Source organism: Desulfopila sp. IMCC35006 (assembly GCF_005116645.1).
In the GTDB taxonomy this organism is placed as follows: Bacteria; Desulfobacterota; Desulfobulbia; order Desulfobulbales; family Desulfocapsaceae; genus Desulforhopalus_A.
Genome location: NZ_SWCM01000013.1, coordinates 43,428 through 62,528, shown reverse-complemented (window position 1 = coordinate 62,528; position 19,101 = coordinate 43,428). Strand labels below are relative to the sequence as shown.

Annotated in this window: 16 protein-coding genes; 12 read left to right on the top strand and 4 right to left on the bottom strand. The window is 50.9% G+C overall.

The features are described from left to right. Positions 1–65 precede the first annotated feature (65 nt). Both FCL47_RS18955 and FCL47_RS18950 read right to left on the bottom strand, forming a co-directional pair. On the bottom strand, positions 66–1,406 hold the full coding sequence (locus tag FCL47_RS18955) for an APC family permease (protein ID WP_136815226.1): 1,341 nt from the start codon (positions 1,404–1,406) through the stop codon (positions 66–68). 463 nt (positions 1,407–1,869) lie between these two features. Next, positions 1,870–2,625, bottom strand: a complete 756-nt coding sequence (locus tag FCL47_RS18950; protein ID WP_136815224.1) for a SagB/ThcOx family dehydrogenase — start codon at positions 2,623–2,625, stop codon at positions 1,870–1,872. A gap of 255 nt (positions 2,626–2,880) precedes the next feature. Between FCL47_RS18950 and FCL47_RS18945 the strand changes: the two genes are divergently transcribed. The 5 genes from FCL47_RS18945 (at position 2,881) to FCL47_RS18925 (ending at position 9,132) form a co-directional block, all read left to right on the top strand. Then, positions 2,881–3,312 (top strand): universal stress protein, encoded by a 432-nt coding sequence (locus FCL47_RS18945; protein WP_136815223.1) that lies wholly within the window; start codon positions 2,881–2,883, stop codon positions 3,310–3,312. A 255-nt stretch (positions 3,313–3,567) separates the two neighbouring features. Beyond that, positions 3,568–5,352 carry a chloride channel protein gene (locus FCL47_RS18940; RefSeq protein ID WP_136815221.1) on the top strand — a complete coding sequence of 595 codons (1,785 nt, stop codon included), beginning with the start codon at positions 3,568–3,570 and terminating at the stop codon, positions 5,350–5,352. 453 nt (positions 5,353–5,805) lie between these two features. Beyond that, positions 5,806–6,261, top strand: coding sequence for a prepilin-type N-terminal cleavage/methylation domain-containing protein (locus tag FCL47_RS25480; protein WP_304992181.1), 456 nt, complete (start codon positions 5,806–5,808; stop codon positions 6,259–6,261). A gap of 155 nt (positions 6,262–6,416) precedes the next feature. Beyond that, on the top strand, positions 6,417–8,354 hold the full coding sequence (locus FCL47_RS18930; protein WP_167496568.1) for an HD domain-containing phosphohydrolase: 1,938 nt from the start codon (positions 6,417–6,419) through the stop codon (positions 8,352–8,354). A gap of 49 nt (positions 8,355–8,403) precedes the next feature. Then, positions 8,404–9,132 (top strand): ankyrin repeat domain-containing protein, encoded by a 729-nt coding sequence (locus FCL47_RS18925; RefSeq protein WP_167496567.1) that lies wholly within the window; start codon positions 8,404–8,406, stop codon positions 9,130–9,132. A 99-nt stretch (positions 9,133–9,231) separates the two neighbouring features. On the opposite strand, the gene FCL47_RS18920 is transcribed toward FCL47_RS18925, so the two are convergent. Together FCL47_RS18920 and FCL47_RS18915 are read right to left on the bottom strand one after the other, a co-directional pair. Continuing rightward, entirely contained in the window at positions 9,232–9,708 is a 477-nt protein-coding gene (locus FCL47_RS18920; protein WP_370459582.1) for an ABC transporter ATP-binding protein, read from the bottom strand. Between the two features lie 18 nt (positions 9,709–9,726). Next, positions 9,727–10,845: a M20 family metallopeptidase gene (locus FCL47_RS18915; RefSeq protein WP_167496566.1), complete on the bottom strand. Its 1,119-nt coding sequence runs from the start codon at positions 10,843–10,845 to the stop codon at positions 9,727–9,729. Between the two features lie 19 nt (positions 10,846–10,864). On the opposite strand from FCL47_RS18915, the gene FCL47_RS24455 reads away from it, so the two are divergent. The 7 genes from FCL47_RS24455 to hpt all read left to right on the top strand — a co-directional run bounded on the left by FCL47_RS24455 (position 10,865) and on the right by hpt (position 19,101). Then, positions 10,865–11,029, top strand: a complete 165-nt coding sequence (locus FCL47_RS24455) for a hypothetical protein (RefSeq protein WP_153306381.1) — start codon at positions 10,865–10,867, stop codon at positions 11,027–11,029. 116 nt (positions 11,030–11,145) lie between these two features. After that, positions 11,146–12,162, top strand: coding sequence for a GNAT family N-acetyltransferase (locus FCL47_RS18910; protein WP_136815212.1), 1,017 nt, complete (start codon positions 11,146–11,148; stop codon positions 12,160–12,162). 254 nt (positions 12,163–12,416) lie between these two features. Continuing rightward, positions 12,417–12,860 (top strand): universal stress protein, encoded by a 444-nt coding sequence (locus FCL47_RS18905; RefSeq protein WP_167496565.1) that lies wholly within the window; start codon positions 12,417–12,419, stop codon positions 12,858–12,860. A 56-nt stretch (positions 12,861–12,916) separates the two neighbouring features. Next, positions 12,917–16,378 (top strand): response regulator, encoded by a 3,462-nt coding sequence (locus tag FCL47_RS18900; protein WP_167496564.1) that lies wholly within the window; start codon positions 12,917–12,919, stop codon positions 16,376–16,378. Beyond that, positions 16,378–17,484 (top strand): HD-GYP domain-containing protein, encoded by a 1,107-nt coding sequence (locus tag FCL47_RS18895; RefSeq protein WP_136815207.1) that lies wholly within the window; start codon positions 16,378–16,380, stop codon positions 17,482–17,484. The genes FCL47_RS18900 and FCL47_RS18895 overlap by 1 nt, the downstream gene beginning before the upstream one ends. 150 nt (positions 17,485–17,634) lie before the next feature. Next, on the top strand, positions 17,635–18,480 hold the full coding sequence (gene panC / locus FCL47_RS18890; protein WP_136815205.1) for a pantoate--beta-alanine ligase: 846 nt from the start codon (positions 17,635–17,637) through the stop codon (positions 18,478–18,480). 75 nt (positions 18,481–18,555) lie between these two features. After that, the gene (hpt, locus tag FCL47_RS18885; protein ID WP_136815204.1) at positions 18,556–19,101 is read left to right on the top strand and encodes a hypoxanthine phosphoribosyltransferase; all 546 of its coding nucleotides are present in this window, start codon (positions 18,556–18,558) and stop codon (positions 19,099–19,101) included.

Sequence of the window (19,101 nt, the reverse complement as noted above, 5' to 3'; positions counted from 1 at the left end):
GGAAATCGCCCGACAAAGGATGTGCCTGCGGACAGCAGACATACCCTTTGTCCGGGCTGCACACATCAGCTATGCCAGTGCACCCGTATTTTTTTTCGGTGCATAAAGGGCAGGCTTGCTGACAGAATTATCAGCGTCAGCACAAAAAAATGGAGGAACATATCTTTCTGAATGGCTCCCCAGATAATATACAGTGAGCCCGCTCCGGCAAAGAGTGGCGCTCCAAACCTGGTGATGGGGCCGGCCTCACTGAATTTTTTCATGACCCATACATAAAGTGAGATGTAGATCACGTAGAGAAAAGCGATAGGCAGTTCAGAAATATCCATGAATTTGCCGAACCAGCCGGCGAAGTTCCCATACCAGACCAGCAGCCAGAACGCGGAAAGGATAAACCCAAGGATTGCAGAATTTTTGGTGCTGTTGGTTTTTGGATCGATTGTCGCAAAAAAATCCGCATACGGCCCCAGACCTCGAGAAGCGATGGCGAACATTCCGCGCGATGCCCCCATAATCAGCCCGTTCAGGGTGCCAAGGCAGGAAATAATGACAAAGACTGTCAGCAGTGTTCCGCCCATCCGGCCGAAAATCAGAGAAATAACCTGAACCGGGGCATCATTTCCTGCAGCCAGCACCTGCTCATTGGAAAGCACCCCGGAAATTCCCAGATAGTAAAGCATGTAGATAATGACCACAGCTGTTGAGCCGAAAAAGAGCGCTTTTGGCAGGGTACGCTTGGCATCCTTGAGCTCGGCATTTATCGAGGTGGCGATAATCCAGCCTTCATAGGCAAAGGCGGTGGCCAGGGTGGCGACGGCCAGTCCTCCGCCGCTGGATACCGTTTTGGCGGCATTGGTAAAACTGGAAAGAGTCTGCCCGTTCAATAAACCGGTGACAAGACCCACAACGGCAACGAGACCAAGCGGAATAAGCTTGATGACGGTTGCCGAAACCTGCCATCTTCCGGCCAGTATCGGCGAATAGCAGTTCAACAGGAAGAAAAAGACCAGATAGATCGAAGCTATCAGCCAGACCCCGTGCTCAAGGCCGAGCAGCCCCGTGGTGTAGTTGGCAGAAACCCAGGCCAGAACCGCCACCAGTGTGGGATAATAGATAAAGGTCATAAACCAGGCAACCAGATATCCGGCACGCCAGCCATAGGCCTCTTCAAAGTAATCGACCACCCCGTTTACCTTCTCAATCCGGGTCGCAATTTTGGAAAAAACAAAGGCGGTGACGACCATAATCGCCCCACCGATAAGCCAGGCGAGCAGGGCAATCGGCAATCTCCCGCCGGAGGCAGCCAGGACGTCATCCGCCTTGAAAAAAACCCCAGACCCTATGACGATACCGATAACCATCGCGGTTGCCGTCCAAATCCCATATTTCTTTTGTAAGCCGTGCATTGAAAACCTCTGAATAAGCTGTTTTATCAAGGATTGAATAATGATGTTTACATTGAACAAAACCGTCCCTGATTACCCCATTTTCAGGGAAATGCCGAGGGAATAATTTGTGTAACCGTTACAGGAACAAAAGGAGGCTCCAGACGAAGCAAAAGGGTGGAGTTCTGATCAAAACTTGCTCTATGGGCAGGCATGAAGTCATTCTTTCCTGTGCTGACCACTAAAATTCGGCTATATCCCTCTGGATCTTCGAAGCTGTACTCGAGTGTTCATCACATTCTTTAATCTGATTACCCCTAATGTTCAGCTAGTGAACCAGGATGTGAGCTGTTCGTTTCCCGGGACGCCGTAAACCCATCCCTGGGGGCTTCGCTGCAGCCGTCCATGGCTGCAGAGACCCGAAAAACGAACAGCTCACACCCTTCCATTCCGGCAGGCTGGGTTTCAGGGGCAATCACATTCTTTAATATTTGCCAACCGGCGCCAGGTAAAGGGTAAATTGTTCCTTGCCGTCTACCTGGAGCAACTCGTCCATTGCTTCCTGGTCGTAGGCGGCAATGGCACAGGTGCCTGCGTGAATCGCCTCGCAGGCCAGATAGAGATTTTGGCAGACATGACCTGCATCGAGCAGGATGACCCGATGTGCCGCCTGCAGATAGCGCCACTCCATGCGATAAGGCACGGTTGTCCAGACAAATACCACCGCACTGCCTGCAACAAACCCCTGGCCAAAGACAGCCCGGGAGAGCTTGTTTTTGCTCTGCTCATCGAGTGCGTACATTAAAACAAGCTCATTGGAGAAGGGGAGATAGCGATAAAGACCCGGGACAATGTTTTCCACTCTGTGGATGAACAGGTACGTCTCGAAACTGTGTCTGGCTCCCGCTGAAGGGACTGTGCGTAAATGAGGCGTCTGATTCCCTGGATTCCTGGGTCCCTGAGTTGTCCAGAGAAGAAATGCCAATTCTTCAACTTTCAGGTATGCGTCACTGTAGTTTCGTCTGCTGCGCCGATTGCTAATAGCATCGACGATGTCAGTTTCTTGTAGAACAGGACGCCAGGACTTTCTGTCGGGCAGACTGATACGGGGCAGCTTTTGATCAACCTGTTCCTCCAGGGGGGGTGCGGGTACTCCTCTGCTCTGGTCGCTCGCATGAAAATCGATGGTCTTGCGGATACTATCTTTTAAAAAATAGCGATACAGGTCGATGTCTGCCATAGAATAATTCCCTGCTGTTTTGTGGTGGTTGGTCTGGTGCAGCTTTTAAAGCTTCTACCAAATATAATCATATTTCTGTAACAGTCCTCATCTCCTTAGCTGTGCCGGGAAGCAACCCGACCCTTTTGCTCAGCGAGGTGATTTTTCAACCATTTTTTTGATAAAGCCGTGCGCGGTATTATACTGTTTCCTGCCGGCTCGTTTCTTATGTGAAACACCGCCAGACATCAAAATTCCTGGATCAGGAGGTTGCTCATGAAAATAGCAAAAATTCTTCTCCCTTTTGACAACTCTCCCCCCTCCCTGAATGCTGCCAATTATGCCCTCACTCTGGCTAAACTCTCAGAGGCGCACGTTACTGTTGTTACTTGCTATGATGCGGGAAACTGGGAATTATCGGGGATATCGGATTTTCTGATAGAGGGGATTAAAGCCAACAGAAAAAAGACTGCTGAAGAGATACTCCATAAAGCGGAGATGATTTTTATGGAAAATGGCGTGGCGTATCGCCTGGAAGCCATTGCCGGCAGAGCAGGCGAGGTATTTGCCAGGCAGGCACAATCCAGGGAGTATGACCTGATAATCATGGGCTCGCATGGCCACTCAGATATTGCAGGTCTGTTCCTCGGCAGCGTCACGCATAAGGTGCTCAACACGATTTACTGCCCGGTCCTGATTGTGCCTTAAACGGCCGGATTTTTCTCAATGAAGTAGTATGCAAAGAATGCGTCCGTTTTTATGTGACCACCTCATTACTCCTCTTCTCATGTCTTAATGCGTCGAGATTCACCAAAAAGAGTAAAAAGTCTTTCATCATAATCGTGCTGGTGTTATATAAGCATCCTTGCGCTATTATTTGAGCTTGATTTTAACCCAAATCATCCATTTCCTATCCTTCCAGCCAGAGCCGTGTCTGGTGCTGCCCTTATATCTGTTGCTGTCATGAAATCACACCTCCGATGGCTCCTGCCTGGAGACAACACGCGTCTTCTTGCTGTAGCCACATTTATCGGCCTCATCTCCGGAGTCCTCAATATTGTTTTCCGTATTACTGTTCAATTCGTCGAGGAATTTTTCTTCAAAGGCGGAAAGGAATTGTTACGAATCGACCATGGTGGTCTGCACCTCCTCCTCCTGCCACTCATCCCTGTGACTGGCATGATCCTCCTCATTCCTCTGTCGTTACTTTTTCCCGGCGAAGTGAATGGCTACGGATTTACGAAATTTCTCCGCAAAGTAAACCTGGAAGGTGGATATATACGCAGCCGTACCATCTTCTTAAAGATAGTTTCCACAGCCCTCACCATAGGAACGGGTAACTCTGCCGGGGTCGAAGGACCAATCGCCCAGATAGGTGGTGCGATGGGGTCACAGGTGGGTCAGTTTTTTCATGTCTCCGGAGACAGGATGAAACTCTATATCGCTGCCGGTTGTGCCGGCGGGATTGCCGGTATGTTCAATGCGCCAATAGCCGGTGTATTTTTTGCGGCGGAAATAGTGCTGCTGGGCACCTATGAAATATCCTCCTTTTCGGCCCTGATCACCGCCTCAGCCATATCAACCGTGGTCACCCGATCCTACTTTGGGGAAGCAAATCTTTTTGTAATCCCTCAATACTATGTCGTTAACCCCTTTATAGAGCTGCCTCTCTATGCGTTACTGGCCGTGATCACCGGTTTTATCGCAGTATTTCATACCAGGGTTTTTTACTCTATCCGTGATTGTTACCGAAATCTTAAGATCCCCAACCAGTTAAAACCGATAACCGGTGCCGTCATCGTCGGTACAATCGGCATAATGTTCCCACAGGTTATGGGCGATGGGTATCATGCCATCGAAGCAGTACTCTACGGTAGCGAGATGAACAACCTGCTGATCTCACTAATTTTCCTGAAAATATTTGCAACGGCAGTAACGCTGGGGTCCGGCGGGGCGGGAGGACTGTTTGCGCCGGCCCTCTTTATTGGCACGATGATAGGCGGCAGTTTCGGCTCATTTGTGCACAGGTTATTCCCCGATATAACCGCGGGACCAGGTGCTTATGCATCGGTCGGGATAGGGGCCTTCCTGGCAGCATCGACCCATGCCCCCCTTACGGCTATTTTCCTGTTATTTGAGATGACTGGGAATTACAAGATCATCGTGCCAGCCATGCTCGCCTCCATCATCGGTACGGTTGTGGCCACCAAGCTCGATGAGGACTCAATTGATACCGTCGATTTCAGTCGAGAGGGCATTAACATTCACGAAGGTCGTGAAGTGGCGATAATGAAGTCACTTAAAGTCGGTCTGGCAATAACTGAAGATATTAATTTTATAAGTGAAGAGGCAGATATTAACCAGCTGCTGTTGACTTTCAGTGAGAGCAAGGACGGATTCTACTTCCCGGTCATCGACGAGTCAGGGAAAATGACGGGAATAGTCTCCATGACCGACGTCAAAAAGATTATTCACCGTGACTCCCAGGCCCGATCAGAGCAGACGGTAGGTTCGATCTGTCACCGTGATATCATAATGCTGACGCCCGATGACACTCTCTACACAGCAATGGAACTTTTCGATATTAAAGGAATTGAAGAAATTCCCGTTGTTGAATCCCTGGACAATCAATGGGTTCTGGGCATGCTCAAGCGACGCAGCGTTATCTCCGCATATAATCGCGAAGTTCTGCGAAAAGGCATAAGTGAAAAAGTAGGGTCTATCCGAGTATCGGCTCAGCAGCAATAATGCCACTGCTCCTGACGGTGCCAGTTTGAGCTTTCCTTCTGGGGCGTAGCTCCAGGTGCCGCATGCCGCTGTCAAAAGAGCGGAAATCTAAAAAACCCTTTACTTGAATAGGTCGTTGTGATGTACTTACTATGCCACAATGTCTTAATGACATTGCTATGAAAAACTATTGAGCAGGATCCCGATCATAAACGACCGGGTATAATTCCGAACTTCACCTACATGTTTCGCCACGCTCGACGGGCCTTAAAAAATTTGTGATGACCACTCAAGTTCAGCTGAGAAGGTTTAGAGGGATATGAGATCCCCTTTGCACGACTGTTCCGCAGCCTGGATGTGTGCGGTCAAGCCCCCAGGGATGGGTTTATGACGTCCCGTGAAAGGGGCACCTCATATTCCTATATAGCTGAGGTTTAGTGGAACTCACCAAAAAATATAAATATCTTGAAAGTATTGAAAAAGATCGGAGTAAATGGCTTTACACTTATTGAAATAATGGTCTCTATCGCCATTATCGGAACCTTGGCCGCCATCGCCACCCCCAATTACATCAGTTATAGAGAACGGGCTGTAATTGCTGGTGTTATTGCCGACTTCAAAAGGATTGAAACTGCCGCCTACGCCTTTAAGGCGTATAATAACCGTTTTCCCAATACCCTGATTGAGGCGGGACTGGGCAACCCTGTCGATCCCTGGGGCAATGCCTATGTGTATTATCCAATCGATAATGTACCCAAAGGGGTAAAGATCCGTAAAAACAAAGCATTGCATCCGGTGAACACCGATTTTGATCTTTATTCTGTGGGGAAGGATGGCAAGAGCGTTGCCCCTTTCACCGCCAAAGCCAGTCAAGATGATATCGTCCGTGCAAATGATGGTGCCTTTTTGGGACTCGTTGCAGACTACTGAAAATTATGCAGATCGGAATCTCCTTTTTCAAAAGCAGAATTGCCCGCCGTTTTTTTGTCTTGTTCCTTGGATGCGCGTTTTTGCCCTTAACCATTTCTGTTGTGTATTCCTATTATAGGGTCGAAAATCAGCTCTACGAACAGACTACGCTCCGCATGGAAAACGACTGTAACGTATATGGTATGGCTCTGATGGATCGTCTCATCCTTATGGACAATCTCATCCAATTTTATGCCTCATACCTGACTGCTGGCGGTCAAAGCACGAATGGCATCCCTGACGTGCTCCGCGAGCAGGTAACGACAATGTTTGTTGGTCTGGGCCTGTATAAGGCGGGATCCGGTCTGACAACGCTCTCCGGCGTCATAGACTTGGAGCCGGATTTTGATCTCTTTGATCAACTGCTTCAGCAACAGGGAAAACCCACTCTTTACACGAGTAAAACAAAAAGCCCAGGCAAGGCGGTGTATCTTCTTGTTCCGTTTACAGCCGTTGGCAGCCAGGGGCTTCTTGTCGCTCAACCCGAATCCTCTATTTTATGGGGAGTTGGGGTCAATGACGTGCTGCCTTCCATGACTGAACTGGCCATTTATGATGGGACCGGTCAGCTGATTACCGCAACACAGATCTCACCTGGTGCTACGTTGCCAGCCACGGCCAACCATTCAGCAACCAGCAATTACTTGCGTTTCGACTACGCAATTGATGGAGAAAGGTACATGGCCAGCGGCTGGCCGTTGTTCCTTAATTCCCGTTTTAACGGTCAGACATGGACCATCATTCTCAGTGGCACGCGTTCCAATATGCTGCGTGCCATGCTTGGGTTCAAACGAACTTTCCCCCTGATAATTTTACTCTCTTTCTGGAGCATCCTTTTGCTTTCGCTGTTTTTCATTCGGAAAACATTAAACCCCCTGGAAATGTTGCGACAGGGCACCGAACGAGTGGGGAAAAAGGATTTCAACAGTCGGGTTGAGATCACCAGCGGTGATGAATTCGAACAACTGGCCGAAAGCTTTAACACCATGACCAGCCAATTGAACAAACAGTTCAACACCCTGGCTCTTATTGACGAGATCGACCGATCTATCCTTTCAAGCCTGGATTCGTCGGTGATTATTCCCCGGTCGCTGCGCATGATTTCGGAATTTTTTTCCGACCGGTTGATCATACTTGCGCAACGCACACCGGAGGATCTGAACCGGATGCGATTGACCATTCTTGAAGGGAGTCACCACAATGATCTCGATGAAGAATATGTGCAATTAAGCAAGGAAGAACAGGAAGTGCTTTTCTCGGGAGAACGGTTCAGAGTTTTGCAACGGGATACTTTCCTGCCCCGTTTCCTGGTGGACCGAACGACCAGTGATTCCTTCTTGTTTCTGCCGCTCAATTCGGAACGGCATGTCATCGGTGCTCTAATCCTGGACTTCACCATTCCGGCAGGGCAGGATTCGATGGAGCAGATAGGTCAAGCGCGGCAGCTTGCTGATCAATTGGGCATAGCCCTGGCCAACGCCCGTCTGGTTTCCAACCTGGAACGACTGTCCCTTGGAACGGTGGAGGCTCTGGCCCGCACTGTTGATGCGAAAAGTAAGTGGACGGCGGGGCATTCGGAGCGCGTCGCTGACCTGGCGGCAAGAATTGGCCGAGCGATGAATTGGGACAAGGAGCAGCTGGAAATATTGCTTCGGGCTGGATTGCTGCACGATATCGGCAAAATCGGTATACCTCTCGCGGTATTGGATAAACCCGATAAACTGACCGATGAAGAATACGGCTCAATCAAAATGCATCCTGCCATCGGCGGAAAGATCCTTGAGCCGATCCACGTGTACAAGGACATTATTCCACTAATCATACAACACCACGAACGTTTTGATGGCAAAGGCTACCCGGATGGACTCTCAGGCGAAGAAATCGCTATCGGTGCCAGGATTCTCTGTGTCGCTGATGTGTACGATGCCCTGATCAGCCAGCGTCCGTATCGTGAGGGGTGGCTCAAGGAAAATGTTCTGGCCTTTATGCGCGAAAACCGTGGAACCATGTTCGATCCAGACGTGGTGGATGTATTCCTATCCCTGGATGTGTGAAAAATTTTCTTCAAAACAGATGGGCAATCATTTGATAAGAGGCAGCACGATGAGAATTCTCTCAATAGTAATCCTGGTCATTACTTTGTTGGCAACTGCTGGGTGTGAAAAAAAGTCGCCCTTCGTAACCATCGATTTATTAGAAGCAGCAGCTCGTGGCGATCTGACTGGGGTGAAAAACCTTCTCGACCAGGGGGCCGATGTCAATGTCAAGAATAAGGACGGGATAACCGCTTTGATGCTCGCCTCTGCTGACGGTTACAAGGATATTGTGGAACTGCTGCTTACCCAGGGTGCCGATGTCAATGGTCTGAATAATAACGGCGAAACTGCTTTGGATCTTACCTCTTATACGGAAATCAAAGTATTGCTGCGCAAGTATGATCAATCGGCAACACCTGATTTCTTATGCTATGCCGCACGAGTGGGAGATATCCATGCCGTCGAAACCTATCTCGCCAGAGGAGTCGATATTAATGCCAGGGAGACCGAGGGCTTGACTGCTTTAATTGAGGCATCTCAGGAAGGTAAAAAAGATGTAGTTGCGTTGCTGCTGGAAAAAGGGGCCGACATAAATACCAGAACAGAATATGGACTCACCGCCTTGATGGCGGCTTCTCGGAATGGCCACAGCGATGTCGTGAAGCTGCTGCTTGCCAAGCGGGCCGATGTCAATATCAAGAACACCTACGGCGACAGTGCGTTATCCATCGCTTCTAAAATGAGCCACAGGGACATCGTGGAGCTACTGCACCAGCACGACGCGGCCGCAAAATGAACGGCCAGGGTTAAGAAAACTCGTATCCAGCGGCATCAGCCCAGGACGAGCCGCCGGGAATACGGGCCATGGCATCACTTTTCGCCACTCCATTCTCAATCATCCTCCGAGATAGAGGCGCTGGACTTCGGGGTCGTCGAGGAGTTGGGTGCCACTGCCGGTCAAACGATTTTGGCCCGATTCAAGGACATAGCCGCGATTGGCAACGGACAGACCTTTGCGGGCATTCTGTTCGACCAGCAAAAAGGAGATGCCCTGCTGGTTCAAAGCAGTGATTGTCGCAAAAATATCATCGACAACCAGCGGGGAAAGGCCGAGGAACGGTTCATCCAGGAGAACAAGCCTGGGTTTGAGAAGGAAAATTCTCGAAAGAGCCAGCATCTGGCGCAGGCCGCCCGAGAGCGATCCCGCCGGACTGTGCAGTTTGTCTTTCATCCAGGGAAAAGTTTCCAGGACAGTTTCCAGCCGCTCCTGAAAGAGGGACTCGGAGATGAAAATCCGGCAAAGATGCAGATTTTCCAGGAGTGACAGGCTGGGAAAGACGTTGCGTCCCTGGGGGACAAAGAGAATGCCCAGAGTAATCTTCTGTGATCGCTACAAGCACAAGCGGGCAAGAATCTCCAGATAGAGAGCAACGCCTTCAAGCAAGTCATTTACCATCACATATTCATCAACTTTATGGGCCATACCCGAATCGCCCGGACCCAGCACAACAACGGGCGCATTGCCAAGACCCGGGCCAAGAATTCCGCCATCGGTGTAAAAAGTGACAATTGCCGGCGGGTGCGTTTGTTTCCGTACGGTATCACAGGCGGCAAAAATCTCCGGGATGCCGTCGCTTTCCGGGGGGGTCCACAGCGGCGGCAGATCAAAGATCACTTCAAATTCGGGATCCAGAGGCGCAAGCAAGGTGGTAATCTTGTGCAGAATCTCGGTATGCGACCAGTTTACGGTGGAACGGATATCGATGCCTACCTCGGCCAGGTCAGGCACGGAGTTGTAATTGTCGCCGCTCAAAAAACGACTGGTCACCAGCGTTGCCTCACCCATGACATCATGTGCCTTCCCCCTGACGATGTCACCATTCAGTGCCACAACAGCCCGGGCTGCTTTTAACAGGGCATTTATGCCAAGCTCGGGAAAGGCGGCATGGGCAGTTTTGCCGTGGAACAGTGTTTTTAACCAGAACACCCCTTTATGGCCGAGCCGGGGAATATTGCCGGTGGGTTCTGCCACCAGTATGCAGCGGGCCCTGGGCAGCACCTTCTGACTGATAAGCGACGCCGCCCCCGCGCAGCCAATCTCCTCATCCGCGGAAAGAACCAGCGTGACCGGTTTTTCCTTGATTTTATCGGCGAAATGAATCGCCGCCGCGACCAGCACGGCAACGCCGCCCTTCATGTCTGCCGCCCCTCTGCCAAACAGTTTGTCCTCAACGACCAGGGCCCCAAGCGGGTCGGTTTGCCAGGGTTGAGAGCCAAAGGGGACGGTGTCGAGATGACCCGACAAAATAACGGCAGGCCGGTCCATTCTCCCTTTGTGCGCAACCAGTGAACTGCGGTTGGTGCCGTACTGGTACTCTTTGAGGTGAAATCCGGCGTCCTGGAGAAGCGGGGCGATAATACGGACAGCATCAGCCTCATTTCCCGGTGGATTGACGGTATTTACCCGTATAAGCTGCCGGGCTAAGGATACGGCAAGAGTATTATTCACGATATTCCCTGGTGCTCTTATGAACGAAAGCACCCTGGTCAAAGGTGCCCCCCATGGTGCAGAAGTAAAAATCAGACAGGGTATAACTGTTAATGGTTATTGGGTAACTTTGCAAATGATGATTGGGATTTTTTTTGATGCAACCGTGCATTTTTCAGGTCGCCTGGTGAAAAACCCTCCTTGACTGATCGATATTGTAAATATTGCGGGAGAGGGCCGAACATGATAGCTTGGCTGTTGCATCTGCAGGCAGCGAAGAGGTGATTCTCCAACAACACATAGCCGCGAAAATGTTTGATCATGGTACAGCTCTATCTCAATGAATATGTAAAGAACCTGGTCGGCCGAACGGTATGTATCGCCTGTCGCGAGGGAATCCTGCGCGATCATTTTAATGAGATCGTCGCCGACATTAAATTTTTAGTAAGAAAAGGCGTCGCCACCACCCTGTTTCACAATCTGCCTCATCGCTTTGCCAACCAGAAGTTATTGAAAAAACTGGAACTACGTCTGCCTGAAACGAGCCTTATCAGGATCGCTCCGGAGCTTGATTTTTACCAGGAAGTTCTGCAGCATCCGGATACCATCTATAAACTCATTTTTCTTGAACGCCGTTATCTTATTGATAACAAGGGTTATAAAATCAATGCCCTGACCACCCGAAGAGTGCGGGAGGCAATGGCCGATTATGCCGATTTTGGTGATTTTATCGGCAATGTGAACTTTAAAGACACCATGAATCGCATCTGCGAAAAGATTGAGGCGGGCCAGTGCGAGCGTATTCATATCCTGCCGGCCGGAAAGAATACCATCAAACACGAGCTGTTCACCGTGGAAGGCACCGGAACGATGATCGCTGACAACTTCAGCGAGGAACTGCGGCAGGTGCAAACCGATGAAGAGGTGGCTATTGTGCGGCGGATTCTGGCTATGTATAAGCGTTCAGGATTCCTGAAACCCCGAAGCAGGCAATATCTCAGTGACAACAGGCATCACTTTTTTGTGACGGCGATTGACGGGATTGTGGTCGGTTGTCTGGAGCAGAAGATAATCGATGAGCGGACCGTGGAACTGGGGGCTTTGGCAATCTCCGCCCGTTTTCGTAATCAGAGGGTGGGGGTCTTTACGGTCAATGCCTTTATCGACAAGATGGTTGAACAGGGCTACAGCCGGTTTATTTCGTTGACCAGAAATCCTCGACTGCAGGCCCTCTACCTCCAGCTGGGCTTTGTCGAAGAGAGCCCGCCGGAATACTCCCGCCGCCAGAGTGAGAGTCCCGATGTACAGATGTTTTTAAAAGAGAGGCAGCATCAGTAATTTTTTTGCGAGAGATTCATTTACACCCTGTAAATTATCCTGACACCACGTCATGCGGCAATATCGTGGGGATTTCGGTTTACGAGTATGGTTGTCCATTCCCGTTTAATAACTAGTTGTTTTTTCAATCAGATACCGAATGGGAAAATGTTTGGAAAAACATTAAAAGAGATGCCTTGCTGTGGCACAGTCTGTGCAAGATAGTTACCTTATACTATGGATATATGGAAAAATCTTTGACAAGGGAGACAGAAATGAGACCTATCAAACGAGTTGTTGTTCCCGTCGATTTTGCTTACCATACGGACGCGCTTGTTGACTATGCAGCGTATCTGGCCGGAGAGTTCTCAGCCCTCACCCATTACATCCATGTCGTTGAATTCTACCCGGGCAATTCAATGACACCGCTCTCATACGTCCAGGAATATGAAGCAAAGTTGCTGGCAGATGTACGGGTCAGAATGGCGCAGCTTCTTGAGGACAACAAAGAGAGGTGCAAAGGGTGTACCGGGAAGGTCATTGTCGGTGATCCAGTCGATTCGATCATTGAATATGCCACCGCTCAGGATGCCGATTTGATTATCATGGGAACCCATGGCTCGAAAGGGCTGGAAAAGATCCTGCTCGGCAGCGTCGCGGAAAGAGTCCTGAAAGCGGCGCATTGTCCGGTGCTGATTATGAATCCGTTCAAAAAATAGTCGTCCGGGGGATGCGCTTTTGGTCACTCTTCAGGTGTGAGGTAAACTCTCAGCACATGAAAACTCGTACTCCATGCCGAAAAAACCAGCTGCACAGACTGATGATTTTTCCCTGTCTTCTGTGGTGTCTCTTCGTTTTGTCGTCAGCGCAGGCAGCGGAAAAACCAGTTAAAATCGGGGTGCTGGCGGTGCGCGGCGCAGCACAATGCCTCAAGAACTGGTCGCCAACGGCAGAATATCTCACCAGGCATATTCCGGGCTTTGCATTTGTCATCGTGCCCTTAACCCATGATCAGATTACCCCCAGCGTCCGCAATGGCGAGGTGGATTTTATCCTGACCAATTCCTCCTATTATGTGGAACTGGAACAAGGGTATGGCGTCAACCGGATCGCGACCTTGAAAGAGATGCGGCTCGGCCGGGTCTATTCGCAATACGGCAGTGTCATCTTCAGCCGGGCGGATCGAAAGGATATCAGAAAGCTGGCGGATCTCAAAGGGAAGTCGTTTATGGGGGTCTCCGAAAACTCCCTTGGCGGCTGGCTGATGGCCTGGCGGGAATTGAAGGAAAACGGCATTGATCCCCATAAGGCTTTTAAAGAAATACTGCACAGGGAGACCCATGATGAGGTTGTCTATGCGGTCCGCGACGGGCTGGCTGATGTCGGGACCGTGCGCACCAATACGCTGGAAGAACTGAGCGCCGAGGGGAAGATCAATCTCCAGGACTTTTTTGTTTTTCCCCGACTGCACGATCCAGGGCTGAAGACCCCGTACCTCTGCACGACGAGAGAATATCCCGACTGGCCGATGGCAAAGGCCAAAGAGACATCGGTCGAGCTGGCCGAAAAAGTTACCGTGGCATTGCTGCAGATGAACGCCGACTCTCCGGCCGCCCAGGCGGCAGGCTGTGCCGGCTGGACGATACCGATGAATTATCAACCGGTCATGGATCTCATGATGGCACTGCACGTCGGGCCCTATAAAGATCTCGGCAAGGTTACCATCCATAACATTTTGCGCGATTACTGGCCGTGGCTGCTTGTCTCCATTATCGTCATCTGTTCACATGCCGCCTTCACCGGGCTGATTTTAAAGCTCAACCGTCGCATCAAGGCATCGCATGATTCCCTGACCAAGGAGATTGAATTACACAAGAAAATGGATAAGGAACTCGAACTGGCCAAGGAGCAGGCCGAGGCGGCGACCCTTGCCAAGAGCCAGTTTCTCGCCAATATGAGCCATGAGATCCGTACGCCGATGAACGGTATAATCGGCGCCACCGATCTGGCCCTGGCGGAGCCCTTGTCGAACGAAGTAGAACATTATCTGCATATTGTGCAGAACTCTTCCTATTCCCTGTTGGGGATTATCAACGATATCCTCGATTACTCAAAGATCGAGGCCGGGCAGCTGGAGCTGAAAGACCGGGTGTTTCGACTTGATGAGATGTTTGACCGGGTCATGGATGTATTCATTAACCAGGTGGCGGAAAAAGGGATCGAACTGCTGGTGGATATCGAAAAGGATACGCCGCGGATTCTGCTTGGTGATTCCCTGCGACTCCAGCAGATACTGACCAATTTAATCGGTAATTCTATTAAATTCACCAGCCAGGACGGCATTATTCTGGTCAGTGCCTGGGATGTGACGGCGCAGACCGAGGGGCTGACCGACGATCAGCTGATGCTGGCCTTTTCCGTCAAGGACACCGGTACCGGCATATCGCCGGATTATCTGCCGTCGCTCTTTGAACCCTTTACCCAGGGGGATTCCTCTTCGACCAGGAAATATGAAGGAACCGGCCTTGGCCTCAGTATCTGCAAAAAATTTGTGAACATGATGCACGGCAGCATTGATGTGGTCAGTACGCCCGGGGTGGGAAGTACCTTTACTTTTACCGTGCGCCTCGTCAGGGCGGCAACGCCGATTGGCTCGATGTTTGATATCCCGCCGGATCTGCGCGGCATAAACGTTCTGGTGGTAGACGATTGTGCTGACAGCCGGGATATAATGGCCAAGATTCTGACTTCTCTTGATTTTAATGTGGAAACGCTGGGCTGTGGGAAGGATGCGCTGCAGCGCCTGGAAGTTGATGCGGCGGCGGAGGATCCGGTGGATTTAGTCTTGATGGACTGGAAGATGCCCGGGATGGACGGAATCGAAACATCGAAGAAGATTCGTAAGGAATTAAACCTCAAGCTGCCCATTATCATGATGACCGCCTTTGCCAAAGAGGTGCACCGGTCGGAGGCGGAGGAAGCCGGAGCCAACGGTTTCCTGACTAAACCGATTTTTCAATCGACTCTGTTTGATGCAATTATGGATGCCTTTGGCAAGCAGGGGCAGCACAAAAAAGGGACAAAAACAGATTTTACCACCAGGGCGTCGATGTATAAAAAACGTTTGAAGGGATGCAGGATCCTGGTGGCGGAAGATAATTTTACCAACCAGGAGGTGGCCAAGGCGATTCTCGGCGGCGCCGGGGTCTTCGTCACCATCGTGGTTAACGGCGAAGAGGCGGTTGAAGCAGTGCGAAAAGGGGGCTATGATGCTGTACTGATGGATGTGCAGATGCCCATCATGAATGGATATCAGGCGACGAGGCGAATACGGAAACTGCCTGGCTGCGAGGACTTGCCGATTGTGGCAATGACTGCCCATGCCATGAAGGGGGATGAGGAAAAATGCCTGGAAGCGGGCATGGATGGATATGTTGCCAAGCCCATTAACCAGGATCGGTTTTTTTATACCCTGTGGCGGGTGCTGAAAAACCGTAAAAGAATAACGGATTCGGAGGAGGACGCGGCTGAACCCGACGATGCCGGGACCGCCGGTAATAAAGAGACTGCAGGAGCCGGCACCATTGCAGGCGATGCTCTGCAGGCGGAGAAAGTCGCCGAGATCCAGCTGCAGCTGCCGGCGATCGATGTCGCTGAGGTATTGCAGACGACAGGTCTGCAGTGGCCGATCCTGCAACAAATTCTGGTGGGATTTTACCAGGATAACACGGAAACTGTGGATACTATCGTAAATGCTGCAGCGAACAACGACGGGCAGTCTCTGCTGGGACTGGCCCACAGATTGAAAGGCAGCGCTGCCAACATCGGCGCCCACGCGGTGCAGGGAACCGCAGATGCCCTGGAGGCTGCCTGCAGTAAAGAACCGTCCCCGGCAAGCATTGCCGGCCCGGTGCAGGCCCTGGTAAGAGAATTGACACTTCTTCTCGAGCAGTTAAAACCATTGACCGAGAAGGTCGACAGTGTTGCGGTGAAGCCTGCGGCAAATGTTGCGGTCGGCGATCCTCTGCAACTTTTAGAGACATTAGTCGGGGCCATTGAGCAGGCGGACCCGCAACAGATAGAGGGGACTTTCGCTGCGGTGAAAAGACAGTTTGCCGGCCGGAAGATTGTTGAGCCATCACTGTTGAAGATCCTGGATGTGCAGATTCGTCGTTATGACTATGATCAGGCTCTGAAGACTTTAGCACAGATGAAAAGCTCCCTGGAGGCAAATTAATGAACGAACATCGGCCGCTGGTCCTCATAGTCGATGATAATGCCACAAATATCGATTTACTGGTCAACACCCTAAAGGAAGAATATCGTCTGGGCATTGCCAAAAGAGGTGCTTCCGCCCTTGAATACGCCGAAAAATATATGCCTAACCTTATTCTTCTCGATATCATGATGCCGGAGATGGATGGTTATGAGGTCTGCTCCAGGCTGAAAAAAAATCCTCTAACCAATTCGATTCCCCTGATATTTATCACCGCAAAAAGCGAAACCATTGATAAAACGAAGGCTTTTGCCATGGGGGCGGTCGATTATATCACCAAACCGTTTCATACGGCGGAGGTCAAGGCCAGGGTCAAGACCCATATCGCGCTGGAGGAGATGAAATCCCAGCTGGTTTCCCAGAATGCCCAGCTGGAAAAGATGGTTGAAAAAAAAACCATCGAAATTCAGGAAATGCTCCATGGCAGTATCTGCAGTATGGCCCTGATGGCGGAAATCCGCGATCCGTATACCGCCGGACATCAGCAGCGGGTGGCCCAGCTGGCCTGTGCGATTGCGGCAAAGATGGGACTCTCTGACTGGCTGATCGAGGGGATTCGCATTGCCGGGCTTCTCCACGATGTGGGGAAAATACGTATTCCCGTTTCCATTTTGAACCGCATGGGACAGCTGCTCGATGCCGAACTGGAGGTCATCAAAATCCATCCCCAGATCAGTTTCGAAATCCTGAAAAACATCCCCTTTCCCTGGCCTTGTGCCCAGATGGTTTTTCAGCATCATGAGCGGCTGGACGGCTCCGGCTATCCGCTGGGGCTTCGTGGCGATGAGATGCTTCTTGAATCAAAAATTCTGGCCGTAGCCGATGTCACCGAGGCGACAAGCTCCTTCCGGCCGTATCGTCCGGCCAAGGGCATGGAGGCCGCACTCGCCGATTTGAGAAAATGCCGGGGGATCACGCTTGATGCCGAAGCGGTCGATGCCTGTCTGGAAATCTTTGAAAGCGGTACCTTTGTCTTCGAGTATGATCTCCAGAAGCCTTCGCCGATTCTCTGTGTTGCCTCGCCCGAAATGCTGCATTCAACGATGCCGTCTCATCCGAATCGTTGAGGAGAGCTCGCTTTTTCAGTTGTTTTCATACCGGCGGATTGCTATCTTTGTCGCCAGGGTTCTCCCTGCTGCGCCCCATTCTCAACCCAGGGAATTGCCCGATGGTGTCGTATACAAAGTTGAAGCTATTTTCTTAAATGAGGTGGTACCATTAATATCATTCATTCCGTGCAGGAAATGCAGGCCCGGGCAGACGAGATGAGGCGTTTAGGCAAGACAACCGCCTTTGTACCTACCATGGGCTATCTGCATGCAGGGCACGTGTCGTTATTGCGTATCGGCAAACAGAAAGGTGACGATCTGGTTTTGAGTATCTTTGTCAACCCGGCGCAGTTCGGACCCAACGAAGATCTGAGCTCCTATCCCCGGTCCCTGGAACGCGATCTGGAGCTGGCCGAAAAAGAGGGTGTGGACGCGGTTTTTGTGCCGACCGACAAGGCGCTCTATCAGGATGGCTACCAGACCTATGTCGAGTTGGAGAAACTGCCGCACCATCTGTGCGGATTGTCGCGGCCGGTATTTTTTAAAGGGGTGACGACTGTTGTGACCCAGTTGTTTCATATCGTCAAACCCCATGTTGCCATTTTCGGTGAGAAGGATTTTCAGCAGCTGGCTGTAATCCGGCAGATGGTGGCCGATCTCAAGTTTGATATCGAGATTGTCGGCGGACCTATCATCCGGGAGGCTGACGGGCTCGCCATGAGTTCGCGAAACGCCTACCTGAAGGACCATATGCGGCCGGCCGCCCTCAGTTTATCAAAGGCCCTGGAAAACTCCCGGCAAATGGTGCAGAGCGGCATCTCCGATGCCCGGGAAATTGTCGAGAAGGCAACGGAAATACTCGCCGCGTTTCCGGCAATTACCATTGACTATATCTCCATCTGCGATCCTGTGACTCTGGACGATGTTGCCTTGATTGAAGGCAGAACGCTCATGGCGATTGCCGTTGCCCTTGAAAAAATAAGGCTTATAGATAATACGATTCTGCAACCCTGAAACCTCGTTAACAGCCATTTTGCACGCAACGTATATTTTTATGCGTTGCGTGAAGATGATCAAAAAGGAATTATTTTGAAAACCCATGAAATTACCAAAATACTCGTCTCGGAAGAAGAAATTAAAAAGACGGTCCAGCGGCTTGGTGCGGAAATAAATGCCCATTACGGGCAGCTTGACCGGGAACTTATTGTTGTCGGTCTGCTGCGGGGGTCTTTTATTTTCATGGCCGACCTGGTGCGGCAGATCAAGATCCCCCTGGTGGTTGATTTCATGACGCTGGCCAGTTACGGCGATGGTACGGTCAGCAGCGGCGACGTCAAGGTGGTTATGGATCTGGACTCGTCGATCGAGGATCGGGACGTCCTGCTGGTGGAAGATATTGTCGATACCGGCAGGACCTTCAGCAAGGTCATCCGGATGATGCGCAACCGGAATCCCCGGTCGCTGAAAATCTGTGCTTTTCTCAATAAACCCGCGGCCCGGATAGTCGATATTGATATCGATTTCTGCGGCGTGGATATTCCCAACGAGTTCGCCGTCGGTTACGGCCTCGATTATGCGCAGGGCTACCGGCAGCTTCCCTATGTCGGGGTTCTCGACCCTGATTCCGCGCAATAG